General features: G+C 71.4%; 16 protein-coding genes. 7 read left to right on the top strand and 9 right to left on the bottom strand.

From position 1 onward, the window contains the following. Positions 1–70 precede the first annotated feature (70 nt). The 4 genes from ACGF0D_RS17225 to ACGF0D_RS17210 all read right to left on the bottom strand — a co-directional run bounded on the left by ACGF0D_RS17225 (position 71) and on the right by ACGF0D_RS17210 (position 2,664). Positions 71–466 (bottom strand): PPOX class F420-dependent oxidoreductase, encoded by a 396-nt coding sequence (locus ACGF0D_RS17225; RefSeq protein WP_392867878.1) that lies wholly within the window; start codon positions 464–466, stop codon positions 71–73. Between the two features lie 142 nt (positions 467–608). Beyond that, positions 609–1,139: a 2-C-methyl-D-erythritol 2,4-cyclodiphosphate synthase gene (ispF, locus tag ACGF0D_RS17220; protein ID WP_392916948.1), complete on the bottom strand. Its 531-nt coding sequence runs from the start codon at positions 1,137–1,139 to the stop codon at positions 609–611. After that, entirely contained in the window at positions 1,129–1,884 is a 756-nt protein-coding gene (ispD, locus tag ACGF0D_RS17215) for a 2-C-methyl-D-erythritol 4-phosphate cytidylyltransferase (RefSeq protein ID WP_392868763.1), read from the bottom strand. The genes ispF and ispD overlap by 11 nt, the downstream gene beginning before the upstream one ends. A gap of 297 nt (positions 1,885–2,181) precedes the next feature. After that, positions 2,182–2,664: a CarD family transcriptional regulator gene (locus tag ACGF0D_RS17210; RefSeq protein WP_014136563.1), complete on the bottom strand. Its 483-nt coding sequence runs from the start codon at positions 2,662–2,664 to the stop codon at positions 2,182–2,184. Positions 2,665–3,091: 427 nt separating this feature from the next. Between ACGF0D_RS17210 and ACGF0D_RS17205 the strand changes: the two genes are divergently transcribed. After that, the gene (locus tag ACGF0D_RS17205; protein WP_392916945.1) at positions 3,092–3,757 is read left to right on the top strand and encodes a DUF461 domain-containing protein; all 666 of its coding nucleotides are present in this window, start codon (positions 3,092–3,094) and stop codon (positions 3,755–3,757) included. 102 nt (positions 3,758–3,859) lie between these two features. Here the strand turns inward: ACGF0D_RS17205 and ACGF0D_RS17200 are convergent, their stop codons facing one another. Next, entirely contained in the window at positions 3,860–4,555 is a 696-nt protein-coding gene (locus tag ACGF0D_RS17200; protein ID WP_392867887.1) for a response regulator, read from the bottom strand. A 2-nt stretch (positions 4,556–4,557) separates the two neighbouring features. Then, a complete protein-coding gene (locus tag ACGF0D_RS17195) occupies positions 4,558–5,943 on the bottom strand; it encodes a sensor histidine kinase (RefSeq protein ID WP_392916942.1) in 1,386 nt (461 codons plus the stop codon). Between the two features lie 306 nt (positions 5,944–6,249). Between ACGF0D_RS17195 and phoU the strand changes: the two genes are divergently transcribed. Together phoU and ACGF0D_RS17185 are read left to right on the top strand one after the other, a co-directional pair. After that, entirely contained in the window at positions 6,250–6,939 is a 690-nt protein-coding gene (gene phoU / locus ACGF0D_RS17190; RefSeq protein WP_392867892.1) for a phosphate signaling complex protein PhoU, read from the top strand. 227 nt (positions 6,940–7,166) lie between these two features. Beyond that, entirely contained in the window at positions 7,167–7,346 is a 180-nt protein-coding gene (locus tag ACGF0D_RS17185) for a hypothetical protein (protein WP_316522953.1), read from the top strand. A gap of 84 nt (positions 7,347–7,430) precedes the next feature. Here ACGF0D_RS17185 and ACGF0D_RS17180 read toward each other — a convergent pair whose 3' ends face one another. The 3 genes from ACGF0D_RS17180 to ACGF0D_RS17170 all read right to left on the bottom strand — a co-directional run bounded on the left by ACGF0D_RS17180 (position 7,431) and on the right by ACGF0D_RS17170 (position 10,879). Next, entirely contained in the window at positions 7,431–8,027 is a 597-nt protein-coding gene (locus tag ACGF0D_RS17180; RefSeq protein WP_392916939.1) for a lytic polysaccharide monooxygenase, read from the bottom strand. A 1,193-nt stretch (positions 8,028–9,220) separates the two neighbouring features. Beyond that, the gene (locus ACGF0D_RS17175; protein WP_392916936.1) at positions 9,221–10,030 is read right to left on the bottom strand and encodes a hypothetical protein; all 810 of its coding nucleotides are present in this window, start codon (positions 10,028–10,030) and stop codon (positions 9,221–9,223) included. Between the two features lie 3 nt (positions 10,031–10,033). Beyond that, positions 10,034–10,879, bottom strand: coding sequence for a sigma-70 family RNA polymerase sigma factor (locus ACGF0D_RS17170; RefSeq protein ID WP_392916933.1), 846 nt, complete (start codon positions 10,877–10,879; stop codon positions 10,034–10,036). A gap of 223 nt (positions 10,880–11,102) precedes the next feature. Here ACGF0D_RS17170 and ACGF0D_RS17165 point away from each other — a divergent pair, with 223 nt between their 5' ends. The 4 genes from ACGF0D_RS17165 to ACGF0D_RS17150 all read left to right on the top strand — a co-directional run bounded on the left by ACGF0D_RS17165 (position 11,103) and on the right by ACGF0D_RS17150 (position 15,473). Beyond that, positions 11,103–11,528 (top strand): hypothetical protein, encoded by a 426-nt coding sequence (locus tag ACGF0D_RS17165; RefSeq protein WP_392916930.1) that lies wholly within the window; start codon positions 11,103–11,105, stop codon positions 11,526–11,528. A gap of 592 nt (positions 11,529–12,120) precedes the next feature. Then, positions 12,121–12,789, top strand: coding sequence for a hypothetical protein (locus ACGF0D_RS17160; RefSeq protein WP_392916927.1), 669 nt, complete (start codon positions 12,121–12,123; stop codon positions 12,787–12,789). Further along, positions 12,789–14,102, top strand: a complete 1,314-nt coding sequence (locus tag ACGF0D_RS17155; RefSeq protein WP_392916924.1) for a DUF3987 domain-containing protein — start codon at positions 12,789–12,791, stop codon at positions 14,100–14,102. The genes ACGF0D_RS17160 and ACGF0D_RS17155 overlap by 1 nt, the downstream gene beginning before the upstream one ends. Before the next feature lie 1,137 nt (positions 14,103–15,239). Then, entirely contained in the window at positions 15,240–15,473 is a 234-nt protein-coding gene (locus ACGF0D_RS17150) for a helix-turn-helix transcriptional regulator (RefSeq protein WP_392916921.1), read from the top strand. The last annotated feature ends 253 nt before the right edge of the window (positions 15,474–15,726 follow it).

Below are 15,726 nucleotides of genomic sequence, written 5' to 3'. Positions count from 1 at the left end.
GGGGTGCCCCGCCACATTCCCCCGGGAAACGGTGGGCTGTGGCGGGGTCGGACGCTGCCGCGGACGCGGCTCAGATGTTGCCGAGCACCTTGCTCGGGGCGAGCCGGACGATCACCCGGACGTCGTCCGGGCCGTCCATCGTGTACTTGTCCTGCCCCATGTACTTGCCGGCCAGCTCGTCGATCAGCTCCCGGCCGCCCTCGGTGGTCATCGAGACCTCGCCGCGCGCCTCCAGGTACTCGTACGGGCTGTCCGCCGGGTTGATCAGGATCGAGACCCGCGGGTCCCGCACCAGGTTGAGGTGCTTGCGACGGCCCTGGACGGTGGAGAACAGGATGTCGTCGCCCTCCCGCTTGACCCAGACCACGGTGGACTGGGGGCTGCCGTCGGGCTGGATCGTGGAGACCACGGCGAAGCTCTTGGTGTCGAGCAGGGCCCTGGCACGGTCGGAGAGCTGGGCGGACACGGTTTACCTCTTCTCGTCGGCGGTTCGGCCCGAGCGGAAGCCCCGTACGGGCCCGAGCCGAACAGTAGCGACTCGGGCCCCGCGGACACCGGGTGAACACCCGTCAGGGACGGTTTCTTCCCGCCTGCTCAGCGTGGCCGGCTCAACGCCGCTCGTACACCAGGGCGGTGGCGATCGCGGCCAGGCCCTCGGCCCGGCCGGTCAGCCCCAGCCCGTCGGTGGTGGTGCCGGAGACGGACACCGGGGCACCGGCCGCCTCGGACAGCGCGGCCTGCGCCTCGGCCCGGCGCTTGCCGATCTTCGGCCGCACGCCGATCACCTGGACCGAGACGTTGCCGATCTCGAAGCCCGCCGCGCGGACCAGCCGGGCCGCTTCGCCGAGCAGCTTCACCCCGGACGCGCCGGCCCACTCCGGGCGGTCGGTGCCGAAGTGGGCGCCCAGGTCGCCGATCCCGGCGGCCGAGAACAGCGCGTCGCAGGCGGCGTGCGCGGCGACGTCGGCGTCCGAGTGCCCGGAGAGCCCGACCCCGGCGTCCGGCCACTCCAGCCCGGCCACCCAGAGCGGACGGCCGGCCTCGAAGGCGTGCACGTCGGTGCCGATCCCGACGCGGGGGATCACCGGGGCCTGCGGGGCGGCGGGCACCGGAGCGGCGGTCGTCGGATCAGTAGGCATCGGCGGCCCTCCTGCGGGCGAGTACGGCCTCGGCGAGCACGAGGTCCAGCGGACGGGTGACCTTGAACGCCTCCTCGTGGCCGGGCACCACAACGACCCGGCCGCCGTAGCGCTCGACCAGGCCGGCGTCGTCGGTGACCGCGGGCGCGTCGGCGGTGCCCGCGCTCTCCTCGGCCAGCGCCTTGGCGTGCACCTCGACCAGGGTGGCGCGGTCGAAGCCCTGCGGGGTCTGCACCGCGCGAAGGGTGGCGCGCTCGGGCGTGTCGAGCACCGGCTCGGGGCCGCCCGGGTTCGGCTCGACGCGCTTCACCGTGTCGGCCAGCGGCACCGCCGGCACCACCGCCCGCGCCCCGGCCCGGACGGCGGCCGCGACGGTGTCCACCACCTCGACCGGGACCAGCGGGCGGGCCGCGTCGTGCACCAGCACGATCCCGACCTCGTCCGGGATCGCGGCCAGGCCCAGCCGGACCGACTCCTGGCGGGTCGCCCCGCCGGCCACCACCCGGATGTCCTTGTCGTCCAGCCCGTGGCTGTCCAGCAGGGCGACCACCTCGGCCACCCCGTCGGCGGGCGCGGCGACCACGACCAGGCCGACCGCCCGGCTGCGGGCCAGGGCCCGGACGGCGTGCACCAGGAGCGGCACGCCCCCGAGTTCCCGCAGGGCCTTCGGGGCCCCCGGCCCCAGCCGCTCACCGCGTCCGGCGGCGGGCACCACTGCTGCTGCGACTGCTCCTGACGCGTTCAGGTTTCACTCCTTCGGCGAAGTGGGTATGGCCATGGCGTGCCCGGCGGGCGCACCGGGCCCCTTCCGAAGAACCACGGTCCACCGCCCGCCGCACAGCTCCGCAAGCTCCGCACGACAACGGGTGCAGAAACGCTCTTGCAGGCCTGGGCCGGCTGGGGCGGGTGGCGTGGTCCGGACATGCCTCAGCGCCCGAAGTGCCACTGCACCACTCGCGAACGGTTCGTCCGCGGAGTGGTGCGTCGGCACCGGGCGCTGTGAGCGTTGGGCGGCAGCCCGACCGCACTGCGGTGGCGTGCGCTACGAGGCGAGGACCTCGTCGAGCAGCGTCTCCGCCTTGTCCTCGTTGGTGTTCTCCGCCAGCGCGAGCTCGCTGACGAGGATCTGGCGCGCCTTCGCGAGCATCCGCTTCTCGCCGGCCGAGAGGCCGCGCTCGCGCTCGCGGCGCCACAGGTCGCGGACGACCTCGGCGACCTTGATGACGTCGCCCGAGGCGAGCTTCTCCAGGTTCGCCTTGTAGCGACGGGACCAGTTGGTCGGCTCTTCCGTGTACGGTGCCCGCAGCACCTCGAAGACCCGGTCCAGACCCTCCTGGCCGACCACATCGCGCACGCCGACGAACTCCGCGTTCTCGGCGGGCACGCGGAGCGTCAGGTCTCCCTGCTGCACCTTGAGCACCAGGTAGGTCTTGTCCACACCTTTGATCTGGCGAGTTTCGATGGCCTCGATCAGCGCGGCCCCGTGATGGGGGTAGACCACCGTGTCGCCAACCTTGAACGTCATGTGACAGGACCCCTTCCGTGGCTTTCCAGAATAACACGCTTCTCGGCGCACCCGAAGGGCGTTTTCGCAGGTCAGGGCCGGTCTCGGGGCTTGACAAGGACCCCCATGACGTGCTGCGACCAGTGTTCGAGAGGGGCTTCCCGCAGGTCGGAGGCGGTTCCGGGGTTCGGCGAAACCCTTGCGCAACACCCCCGCAACCATGATTGGATCTTGAGCTTTCACCCCTTTCCGGGTCGCGGCCGAATCGTTATTCGATCTTGGTCGAAGCTTGTCCGTCACGTGACCCGAACATGTCGACCGTACCGCCGGACGGCCCCCGGCGGGCCCCGGGAGTGCGACACGGGGACCACCCCGTGAGGAGCGCATAAGCGAGGTCGATAATCTGAGACCTGACCTACCGACACGTGACCTAGGAGAAGCCGCCGCCGTGAGCCGCAGCCTTCGACGCGGCAGCATCGCCGCCATCGCCGCCATCGCCATCGCCTCGCTGTCCTCCTGCGCCGCCGGCAACACGCCGGACACCCTGCAGATCAAGCCGGATAACGCGGCGGCGACCGTCGGAACGCACCTCCGACTGAACAACATCGTGGTCGTCACCGGCGAGGGCGCCGTCGGCGACCACACCGGTCCCGCGAACGTGGTCGTGAACATCGCGAACACCGCGGACATCCCGGCCGAGCTCCAGTCCGTCACCGTCGGCGGTGCCGCTACCACCTTCGCGGACGCCGCCGGCGCGCCGCTGTCCAGCATCGTCATCCCGGCCGGTGGAGCCGTGGCGATCGGCGGTCAGGGCAACCCGACCGCCACCGCCGCCTCCGCGACCGTCCCCGTCGGCGGCTTCGCCCCGACCGTCTTCGCCTTCAAGGACGGCCAGAAGGTCGAGGCCCAGGCCTCCGTGAGCCCGGACTCGGGCGAGCACGGCCACGGCCTCTACCAGGGTTACGGTCCGACCCCGTCGCCGACCGCCACCCCCGCCAAGACCACCACCCCCGGTGCCACCGCCCCGGCCACCGGTACCACCCCGGGTGCCCCGACCACCGGTGGCGCCGTCCCGGCCGGCACCACCGCCCCGGCCCTCCCGGCCGCGCACTGACGCCGCACTCCGCCTCCGGCGGGCCCGCCCGGGCCCGCCGGAGCGACGCGAAGGCCCCCTCCGGCTGCTGCCGGCGGGGGCCTTCCGCGTGGTCGGGACGGTTTACGGCTCGAACTTGTAGCCCAGGCCGCGTACGGTGACCAGGTAGCGCGGCGCGCCCGGGTCCGGCTCGATCTTGGCCCGCAGGCGCTTCACGTGGACGTCCAGGGTCTTGGTGTCGCCGACGTAGTCCGCGCCCCACACCCGGTCGATCAGCTGCATCCGGGTGAGCACCCGGCCCGCGTTGCGCAGCAGCATCTCCAGCAGGTCGAACTCCTTGAGCGGCAGGTCGACCTTGGCGCCGTCCACCGTCACCACGTGGCGGTCGACGTCCATCCGGACCGGGCCCGCCTCGAGGGCGCCCGGGCCGTTGCCGTTGTCCCCCGCGCCGCCGTCCTCGCCGCGGCGGCGCAGCACCGCGCGGATCCGCGCGACCAGCTCGCGGGTGGAGTACGGCTTGGTGACGTAGTCGTCAGCGCCTATCTCCAGACCGACGACCTTGTCGATCTCGCTGTCCTTGGCGGTCACCATGATCACCGGGACGTTGGAACGCACCCGGAGCTGGCGGCAGACCTCCGTGCCGGGCAGGCCCGGCAGCATCAGGTCGAGCAGGACGAGGTCGGCACCATTGCGTTCGAACTGCTCCAGGGCGTCGGGGCCGGTGGCGGCGACGGCCACCTCGAAGCCCTCCTTGCGGAGCATGTACGAGAGGGCGTCGCTGAACGACTCCTCGTCCTCGACCACCAGTACTCGGGTCACGATCAGGCCTCCGGGGCAAGCTGAGGGGTTGTGTCTGACAGGTGTTGTTCCCGCTCCCCGGCGGGGAGCGAACGGGCCTTGCGGTCCGTGGTGAGGGTCGGGGGTGCGGCGGGGTCGCCGCCCGGCGCGTGGTCCGTCCCGTCGTCGAACTCGTCGTCGGGCTCGTCCTCCACCGGGGCCCGCCCGGCGGGCAGGCGGACGGTGAAGGTCGAACCCTGGCCCTCGACACTCCACACCGAGACGGTGCCGCCGTGCGAGGCCGCGACGTGCTTGACGATGGACAGGCCCAGACCGGTGCCGCCGGTCGCCCGGGAGCGGGCGGGGTCGACGCGGTAGAACCGCTCGAAGACCCGCTCGCGGTCCTTCTCGGAGATGCCGATGCCCTGGTCGGTGACCGAGATCTCGATGAGCTCGCCGTCCGCCTCCCCGAGAGCCGCGGCGCTGGAGATCCGGCGGGTGGCGATGGCCACCCGGGTGCGGGGCGGGCTGTAGTTGACGGCGTTCTCGACCAGGTTGCCGAGCGCGGCGGCGAGCTGGCCGCGGTTGCCGTGCAGGTAGAGGCCGGCGATGCCGCCCGCCGCGATCAGGATCTGCTTGGCGGCGGCCTGCTGGCGGCAGCGGTCGATCGCCTCGGCGATCAGCTCGTCCACCGCGACCGGCTCCGGGTCGACCATCAGCCGGTCGTCCTGGACCCGGGAGAGGTCGATGATCTCCTGGACCAGGCTGGCCAGCCGGGCCGCCTCGACCTGCATGCGGCCGGCGAAGCGCTGTACCGCCTCCGGGTCGTCGGACGCGTCGACGACCGCCTCGGAGAGCAGCGACAGGGCACCGACCGGCGTCTTGAGCTCGTGGCTGACGTTGGCCACGAAGTCCCGGCGGACGGCCTCCACCCGGCGCCGCTCGGTCTGGTCCTCGACCAGCACCAGCACCAGTCGGGAGCCCAGCGGGGCCACCCGGACGGAGACCGCGAGCGGCTCCGCCGCGCGGGCCGCGCCCGGCCGGGGCACCTCCAGTTCGACCTGGCGGATCTCGCCGTCCCGGCGGGTGGAGCGGGCCAGCGAGAGCATCTGGTCCACGGCGACGGCGCCACCGCGCACCAGGCCCATCGCGTACGCCGCCGAGCTGGCCTTGACCACCTCGTCGCCCTCGCCCAGCACGATCGCGCAGGAGCGGAGCACGGAGAGCACGGTGTCGACCCCGGGCGGCAGCGGCGGCTCGGGGTTGCCGGTGCCCAGGGACTGGTGCCGGCCGGGGTTCCTGCCGCCGGTTCCGCTGTACCTGCCCTTGGCCTGCTCGCGCTCGCTCCAGCGGAAGGCGATGGAGGCGGTGAGGCCGACGCCGAGCCCGGCTATGGCACAGGCAGCGGCGGCGGCCACGTTCACGTCCATGTGGCCAGCGTAAGCGCACGGCCAGGGCACTCCCCAAGCGTGGGATCAAGGCATCGACCATGCGTTGCCGAGAATTCACCTTCAGGTAGCTGCCGATTCACCGGAGCGGCCGTGCACCGTCGCCCTGGCGGCGGAAAGTTGGCCAGGCAGCCCGTGTGGGAGAGATCGGTGTGCCGAACAGCGGCCACCGGCTCGGGTGTGCGCGTACGATGCGCGCCACCAGCAGCGGTCACCCGGACGCCGGAACGACGGTCGGACGGGCTGGCCGGTCGGCACCGCCACCGACACAGCTACTGAGGAGAGAACATGCGCGACGCGTACCACGAGGAACTCGATGCGATCGGCGACAGCCTGGTCGAGATGGCCCGGCTGGTCGGATCGGCGATGGGCCGGGCCACCACCGCCCTCCTCGACGCGGACCTGGCGCTGGCGGAGAGCGTGATCGCCGCCGACGAGAAGGTCAACGACCTCCACCACGAGCTGGAGAACCGGGCCATCGACCTCCTCGCCCGCCAGCAGCCGGTCGCCACCGACCTGCGCATCGTCGTCACCTCGCTGCGGATGAGCGCCGACCTGGAGCGCTGCGGCGACCTCGCCCGGCACGTCGCCAAGGTCGCGCGGATGCGCTACCCCGACACCGCGGTGCCAGGCGACCTGCACTCCACCGTCCTGGAGATGGGCCAGCTCGCCCAGCGCCTGGTGGCCAAGGCCGGCCTGGTCATAGCCACCAAGGACGTCGACAAGGCCCTGGAGATGGAGCAGGACGACGACGCGATCGACTCGCTGCACCGCGAGCTGCTGTCGCACCTGATCGACGAGCGCTGGCACCACGGCATCGAGACCGCCGTCGACATCACCCTGGTCGGCCGCTACTACGAGCGCTTCGCGGACCACGCGGTGTCGGTCGCCAAGCGCGTGGTGTACCTGGTGACGGGCGAGCACGTGGCCGACTTCGTGGCCGCCACCGAGGCCGCCGAGGCCGCGCCGGTCGACTGACCGCCGGTCCCGGTAGCGGCGGTCGCGGTACCGGCAGGCGCGGTACCGGCAGGCGCCGTGGCTGCCCGGCTCACCCCGAGGGGTGAGTAAACCCGTGACGAGGGTGGTGCGGGCGCACGGTCCTCCGTGCGCCCCACCCCTGCGCGCCCGTTGACGTCCCCTCCGTTCGGCGGTTTCACTCGACGGTGGGGGCACAGGAGTGCGCCCGTCCTTAGGAGGGAAGCTCGATGAAGGCCAACCCGACCCGACCGGCAACCGCCCACGACACCGTCGAGCCACTCGCCCCGAAGCTGCTCCCCGTCCTCGCCGCCGGCTGCGGCTGCGGCCCGGGCTGCGGCTGCGGCTGCCAGTCCGGCGCGCCCTGCCAGTGCGGCGGCGCCGACGGCGGCTGCTGCGGTGGCCACTGAGCGGCCCGCCGCCCGTGGAGGCCCCGAGGTGCACGGCCTTCCGGCGGCCGTGCACCTCGCTCGTGCCGCCGTCCCCTCGCGGGGTCAGAACCTGACGTCGGTGCAGGAGTAGAAGGCGTTCCCGGTGTCGGCGATCGTCCAGACCGCGACGACCACCTGGTGCCCGGTGCGCCCGCTCGGGATGGTCGCGGTGTGGCTGAGCGTGCTCGGCACCTGCACCCCGCCGTACGGGACGGTCAGGAAGGGCGTCAGGTCCAGGTTGGCCCGGGTGACGGGCCGGCTCGCGTCGTAGCCCGGCTTGGTCATGTAGTACCGGAAGTCCGTGGTCGCGTGCCGGGCGGTGAACGCCCAGGTGAAGGTGAGCTGCCGGCCCGCCGTCACCGGGGTGGTCGGCCAGGCGCCCGCGTGGGGGTCGTCCAGCTCGGCGAAGCGCGCGTTGCCGCCGGCGCAGATGGTGCCGTCCGAGGGGCCGAGGGCCGGGAAGCCCTTGGGGCCCTCGACGCTCTGCGGCTCCCACTGGATGTCGCCGCAGTCCCACGGGACGCCGTCGACGTGGGTGTCGCAGAGCGCGGCGCGGCTGGGCGGGGTCGAGATCCAGCCGTGGGACGAGGCCGGGAAGGCGAGGGTCAACGGGATCGCCAGCGCGGCGACGGCCGCCCCGACGATGTGGCGTGTGCGCATGGTGCTCCTCCGTGGGGGTGGATGGAGTGTGCGCCGGGGCACAGACGCGCGCGTTGGGGGTGCGGCGGCCCGAACGGGGGGATCCTGGCATGCCTGCGCCGGTCCGGTGCCCTCACGGTAGGAGCCGCCGGCCGAGCCCGTCAATGGTCTGAACCACTTTGCCGACTACCCAACTCCCTTGCCAGGCAATCGGGTTGGCCTCGAACCGACCGAAAACGAACGAAGGCCCCGCCACCCGGTCTGCCCGGGCAGCGGGGCCGTAGCGGCAAGTGGCCTACTTCTTGCCCTGGGTCTGGCCTGTCGGTTTTGCGGGCCTGGTCAACTGGCTCTGGCCTGGGGCTGATCCGTCGACGCTTGTCATCGTTGGCCGCCCCTGGCCGACGCCGGACGGCCCACAGGCGGCCCAGATCCCACACCACACCGAAGCCGCTGACTCTGCTTCAAGGTCGCACCGGAGGGGCACGCTCGAAGTCAATTTCCTATTCAGGAGCGATCGTCGCCGTAAACGTCTTAACGCACGCTCTCAACCGGTATGCTGAGTGATGTTCAGCTCCAACGGTCTCGCGCGCCTCGGCGAGCGGCCGAGGGCCTCGTGTTTACGGGGCAATTCAACCCGAGGAGCTGGGCAAACATGGGAAAGCGGCGGTCACCTGCCAAGATGCCGGAGAGTCAGCCCTCTTGGGGGCCGATCCTCATCGCAGCGTTTACGGCGGTGACGGCTATCGCGAGCTGCGTAGAGCAGCTGGTGCGCTGAACTAGCGCTCCCCCATGGTCGAGAGCAGGACCGGAAGACGTCCGGGGCTAGCGCGAGCAAGCCCGGCCGTTGTCAAGTCGGCCGGACTCACTCGACCTCTCTACACAAGAGCCCGGGTCTGGTTGCCGCCAGGTCCGGGCTTCTTGTTGCAGAAGCTAGTGAAGCAACCCGTTCGTTGCTTCCAGACTTCAACCGAGAAGTTTGAAGCAACTTGCTTAGTTGCCAGCTGGCAAGAACTTGCTGTCAGCTGACAACAACAAGAGAACTGTATCAACGGAGCCACATGAAAAGTGCCATTTTGGCTCCTCGCAGTTCCTCGTAGTTGCTCGCAACTCCTCGTAGTTCCTCGCTGCTTCTGGTTGATGCCAACGTCTCCTCCTCGAAGGATCACCGCTCGAAGGACCTTCTTGCAACACACGCGAGGTCCAACCGGCTTGACTTACGGCAACTGACAGAACGCCACAGCAGCGTCGTCACTGACCTTGTATCGCGGCCATCGAAGTCCGTCAGGGTCACTGGCCTCAGCCTTTCGAACGGTTGAGATCAGCCCGTCAGCGCCAGCCTCCCGGAGCGTGACGAAGGCGTCCGACCACGATGCGGCGCGGTACTCGGTGACGAGGCGCGAGGCCCCGTCGGACAGGACGACTGCCGCCCGAACGTCGGCCAGCAGCACCGTGCCCGCGATCGCGTGGTGTGCCGCCTCGCCGTTGGAGGTGGCAACCCAGTAGCCGTCCACGGTGTTTCGGGTGAGCCGTTGGGCCTCGACCATCCTGCGGACGGCCTCTGTGTGCTCGGGCGTCCCGGTGGCGAACCGTTCCGTCTCCGCTCGGAGTTCGGGCACCACGGTGTCCACCCGCAGGTCGGTGACTACCTGGTAGTCGTCGGCCCGCTCGAAGACGATCGGCGAGTCGGCGAGGACCAGGTAGTCGAAGTGCTCGGCTCCGGCCCGCAGGATCGAGACCGTTGCCGATGGCGTACCAGGGTTGGCGAGGTCGCACCCGGGGTGGAGCGCTGCAACCTGGTCGAGGGCTTGTTCCAGCCCGTCGGCCAGCGGCCGGCCGGGCTCTGCCAGTGCGGCCACCAGGTGGCCACCCAACTGGGCGACGTACCAAGGGACTCCGTGACGACAGCCGGTGTCCAGCCCGGCCGTGCTCAGGCCATCGAGGACCACGGCGAGCGCGGGCGTGGCCGCCACCCAGTCTTCGTTCGGGTTGGCTCCACCCGGAGCGGTGGCGATGGAGACGCGCATCTGTCAGCCCTCGTGTCGGTAGATCGGGGTAACCCTGCTGCTCTCCAGAACTTCCAGAGTCTCCGGGTCGTAACGGCAGGAGATCAGCGTGGAGAAACGCTTCGTCCGAACCTCGCGGTACAGCTCGCCGAGGTGGTTCTCCAGGTAGTGCACGACGCCGTTCGCGCCGATCGCGTGGATGCCCGCGACGTAGAGGAACGTGCCCTTGCCGTCGAGGCGGGGAAGCCGAGCGAGGTAACCGACGTCCCCGGCCGTGCCGTCCACATCGATCGGGGAGCGGTACTCGGTCTCGGTGTGCAGGTCCACCAGGTGCCAGGCAGAGTCCTTGCGGAACCGCAAGTTGTCGTCACCTTCGAGCACCTGGGCCACGATCGGGGACAGCCGCGGACCGCAGATGACGACCAGGTGCTCGCGGTTGAGGTTCACGATGCCGGACGGCGGAATGACCTCGTACTCGGAGTCGAGCTTCAGGCCCGCGAACAGCTTCCGCAGGTGCTCGTAGTTGTTCAGGTCTTCCCTGGTCACGACCTGGCTTGGGTTCTCGTCCGGGGACTTCCCCGCCTCGTACTTACCGCCGACTGCCACGGTCATCGGGCCGAGACCGAAGAAGGCCCGCTCCGGCGCGGGGCCGGCCGACGCGAGCTGACCGACACGCCCACGGCTTACGCCGAGCAGGGCGGCAATCTCGGTCTGCGACATGCCCGACGCCGACGCCTCCTCGATGGCCTCCCGACGGACCCGGGACAGCTCGACCACCCGGTTCTGGTAGTCCGCCATCAGGGCAATCGCCGCCTTGGCCCGGTCGATCGGGACGGCCACGTTGGTTACCCGCTCAAGCTCCTCGTGCATCGTGATCCCTTCACTGCCTAGGGGGGCAAAGCAAGCCTACCGCTAGAGGGGCTTGACGCACAGATAGGGACTGCCTACCTTGGGTATCGCGAGAGAGCGAAAGCCCCCCTAAGCAACCTGAGAGTGGGCCTAGCACTTCTCTGACCTGCCCAAACGCAGCGAAGCGGCGCCCCAACCGCCAAGTCAGTACGCCGCTTCGTGCCCCAGTGAAGGGAGTTCCATCATGCACGCTTCGTTCGCCGCTCAGCCGTCGCTGACCACCGGCGCGGTGGAGGAGAACGTCTCGCTGTTCGGCGAGACGGAGCCGGGCCAGGACGAGGCCCGCCTGTCGGTGCGGGTGTCGTTGTCGCTGCGGTTCTTCGACCTGGTGGGCCTGCTGGCCTTCCACCCGGCGATGATGCTCACCGCCTCGGACCTGCTGAAGTCCGAGGAGCTGGCGGAGGCCCTGCGGTTCGCGATCATCTCCTCCGACGCCGACCAGATCGAGGAGTACTCGGAGCTGGCCCGTACGGCGCTGTCGCACCCGCGCCGGTCGTTTTACGCGTACACCAAGCTCGTGGCCGAGGCCGTCACCCGCACGTTCGGCATGACCGCCCCGCAGCCGCCCACCGCGCCGGCCGTGAACACCCTCCGGCTCGTCGCCGCCTGACACCACCTCGTCGGGTGAGCGCTCACCGACGCTCACGGGCGCTCACCACTCGCTCACCCGACCGCCCGGCTTCAACCCCGACTGGCCCGGTTTCAACCGCAGTCGGCCGACTTTCAAGGGCACGCGCTCAGCGGTGAACACCCGACTGTTCACCGCCGCTCACCGGACCGTTCCCGGCGTTACCCGCCGACCGTTCCCGTGTTCCGGGAAGCGCTTCCCGCTCTTTACCCCCATGCATCGGTCGCCCACTGACCAGGCGTCACGGACCGGCCGCTACCCGACTTGCTCACCGGCGCTCACCCCGATCGTTCCCGCGTTCCCGGTAGCGCTTCCCGCCCTTGCAGGAGTAGCTGTGACCAGTCAGAACGGGGCCGACTCCCGCGCCCCCGAACCTCCACCACCCGGAGCTGAAACCCCGGCCCGCGCCGCTGAAACGGGCCCGGCCGTGAGCGCCGTTCACCCCGGTGTTCACCGGCTCGTTCACCCCGCCGCTGAAGCGTTCACCGGGGCCGCTGAAGCCCCGGCCCGCGCCCTTGAAGCGGCGCCCGGCGGCCCTGAAACGGGCCCGGCCGCGAGCGGTGAACGCGGTGCCGTGAGCGCCGGTGAGCGCCCGGTGAACACCCCCGGCGCCAGCGCCGCTGAAACGCCCGACCGTGCGGTTGAAGCGGCCCCGGACGGGGTTGAAGCGGCCCTGCTGCCCGACCCGATCGCGTTGCCCGCTCCGGTGCGGGACGCGCACCGCTCGACCGCCCGGTGGGCCGCCGACCGGTTCGTGAGCGTGCTTCGGCGGATCAGCCCGGCCGTGGTGCTCGACCGGTGGGGACAGCCGGTCGGGATCCCCGAGTACGGTTCCCCCGCCTTCGCCGCCCTTCCGCCGGGCGACCCGCGCCGCGAAGCCGCCCTCATCACCGCCGCCGAAGCCTGGCGCCAGCAGGCCGAGGAAGCCCCGCTCTACCTGCACGCCAGCATGCGCACCAACATCGTGCTCGGCGAGCAGGCCCGGGCCGCGTGGGTGGCCGAGGACGAAGCCTCCTGGAAGCGCCTGGTGCGCACGGTGCGGGCCTGGTCGAACCACCCGACCGCGCTGGAGCTGGCCGAGCGCCGCACCCGCGCCGCCGAGGCCGCCCGACGGCCCGTGAGCGCCTCGGCCGGGTGGCCGCCGGTGGCCATCCCCGGACAGCCCGGCTGGCACCGCCACCACCTGCCCGACGGCCGCCAGGCCGACCTGCCCGACACCACCAGCCTCGCGGAGAGCGCCTGATGCCCGTCGAACTCCACCTGGCCACCGCCGCCGACGGCCGACCACAGGCCCAGCAGAACCCGATGTACGACCCGGCACCCGGCATCGTCCGCCCCGACCGGCCCGGGCCCGTTCCGGACCCGGAGGTGTTCTGCGGCTGGGCCGGAGAGACCGTCGCCGCCCTCGACCCCACCACCGAGGCCGACCCCGTCGGCGTCCTGGCCAACCTCCTCTCGGCCGCAGGCGCCGCCATCGGCCCCGGGCCGTTCATGTGGATCGGCAACGACCGCCACCCCGCCCTGATCTGGGCCCTCACGGTCGGCGCCACCTCCATGGGCAGGAAGGGCGCCGCCACCAACACCGTGCGCCGCCTGCTGAAGGCCGCCGTGCCGGACTTCATCGCCAGCAACACCCGCTCCGGCCTCTCCTCCGGCGAAGGCCTGATCGAGATGGTCCGCGACGGCGACGGCGACAAGGACCCCGGCGTCCTCGACAAGCGCCTGTGGGTGGTCGAGTCCGAGTACGCCGTCACCATGGCCCGGGGCCGACGCGAAGGCTCCTCCCTGGGCGGCATCCTGCGCCAGGCCTGGAACGGCGAAGACCTCGGCGTGATGAACCGGGACGCGCTGCACGCCACCGCCCCGCACGTCGCCGTCGTCGGCCACATCTCTCCACGTGAGCTGCGCGCCAGGATGCAGGACGCCGAGATGGCCGGCGGCTCCTACAACCGCTTCCTGCCCATCGCCCTGTGGCGCAACCTCCTCCTGCCGGACGCCCCCGGTGCCTCCGACGAGCTGATCGACAACCTCGCCTCGGCCTGGCGGACCGTACTCACGGACGCCCGCCGCATCGGGGAGGTCCGGCTCACCCCCGAGGCCGCCCAGCTCTGGCGCGACGAGGTCTACCTGGCACTGTGCGGGGACGAGGCCGACGAGGGCCCGCTGGCCGAGTTCACCGCCCGCGCCGCCCCCTACGCCAAGCGCGCCGCCATGGTCTACGCCCTGACCGACCACACCGACCGCATCGGCGAACAGCACCTGCGCGCCGCCTGGGCCCTCGTCCGGTACGCCCGCGCCAGCGCCGCCCACATCCTCGGCCCCACCGCCGCCGCCAGCACCGGCGACCCGGACCTGGACAAGCTGGCCGCCGCCGTGAAGGCCGCCGGGCCCAGCGGGCTGACCGGCGACGAGGTGTACCGGCTCTTCAAGCGCCGCAACGCCGCCTACCGCTCCGACCTCACCGCCCGTCTGTGCCAGCTCCCCGGCTTCGCCGCCGCCCAGGTGCCCGGCGAAGGACGCCACCGGACCGTCTTCCTCTTCGCACCCCCGGGGTGAAAAGGGTGAGAAGGGTGGAAAGGGCCCTGACCTGCGAAAACACCGGGTGCTAAGCGGGGTGGAAAGGAGTGCCAAGCCCCCCGCTCCACCCACGGCCCCGACCCTTTCCACCCCTTTCCACCCCGCTTTCCACCTCCCAAAAACGCAGGTCAGACCCCTTATCAACCTTTCCACCCTTTCCACCCCGCACCCCGACCAGAAAGGCCCACCACTATGACCCGCCCGACCACTACCAGCACCGCCCGACCGGCCGCACGAACGGACGCTCCACCGGCCACCCCTGAGCCCCGGGCGCGCTCCCCACCAGGCCTCAGTGGGCCCCGCTCCGCCCCAACCACAGTCGCCACTCGGGGGCACACATGCCAGACGGGAACGGACCCGGCGTCCACTACCAGGACGCACCCCCGCTCCCCTCCCCCCTCCAGAGAGCGCCCCTGACGGCGTTGTTGTCGCAGGTCAGAGCAACAACAACAACCACAACAACGCCGAGCGGGGGCATCGGAGAGGGGTTCGCCCAGCACGCCAAACCCCACCCAGGAAAGCCCCTTCCTCGCCCGCTCAGGGGCCCGCAACAGACTCCCCCTCCAGGCCGGGGACGGGAGAGAGGCGCCGCCCCCACCGGCCTTCCTCGACCGGCCCCGTCCGACCCCGCCCTCCTCTCCTCCCCTCCCCCCGCCACCCCCGCCCCGGCGTTGTTGCCAACGTTGGCCCAGGTCACAGTGCCAACACCAACGCCAACAACACCGCCGAGCGGGGGCACCGAGGGGCCCGCCCCGCCCCACCCCCAGGCTCCGGAGATTCCCCCGCCTCGCGCCCTCCCTGATGCCGGGCCTGACACCCCCTGACACCTGACAGCCCTGACACCCAAACCCCTAGGCAAACGCGAGTGTCAGGGGTCCCCGGCACCGCCTGACACCCACCCCTGACACCTCGGCTGACACCCCGCTGAGAGAGCACGACCGCCGCTCGGTCGCCACTGCCCAGCCCACCTGTCACCTGTCGTCCCGCCCCGAAACGGGCCCCACAGCCCCTAAACCCCCCTGGCCTGCGCCTTACAGGCGACAGGCGGACGACAGGCGACAGGCGACAGGCGACAGGCGACAGGCGGACGACAGCCCAACCGCCCAGGAGAACACCTTGGCCAACCGCCGCGCCCACGCCGACACCCAACCCACCGTGACCGCCCTGCCCACCCGCTTCCTCACCCCCGAGGACGTCGCCGCCATGTTCGGCGTCCCGCTGGAGACCGTCTACCAGTGGCGCCGCAAGCGCACCGGCCCTCCCGCCTTCCGCGCCGGCCGACACCTCCGCTACCACCCCGACGCCGTCGCCCAATGGGTCGCCGACCAGACCCACCAGGCCGCCGCCTAGGCCAGGCCCCACCGCCCTCCTCGGCCAAGCCCCGTTCGGGACCTCCCGAACGGGGCTCGGACAGGGCTCCGCCGCCCCCTCCCCAGGGCATCGACAGGGCCCGGAAGATCCCGGCTACACCTCTCGCCCGACCGGCGGAAATGCCTCGACTACAGGCCCTGTCTGCGCCGGTGAGTTTTGGCCCCACCAGAACGGACTCGGCTGGCCCCACTTTTGGGCCGTTCGGGTGAGGGCTCCGGGCGGTGTCGAGAAG

Source organism: Kitasatospora sp. NPDC048298, assembly GCF_043201465.1.
Lineage (GTDB): Bacteria > Actinomycetota > Actinomycetes > Streptomycetales > Streptomycetaceae > Kitasatospora.
This window is presented reverse-complemented; position numbering and strand designations above follow the sequence as displayed.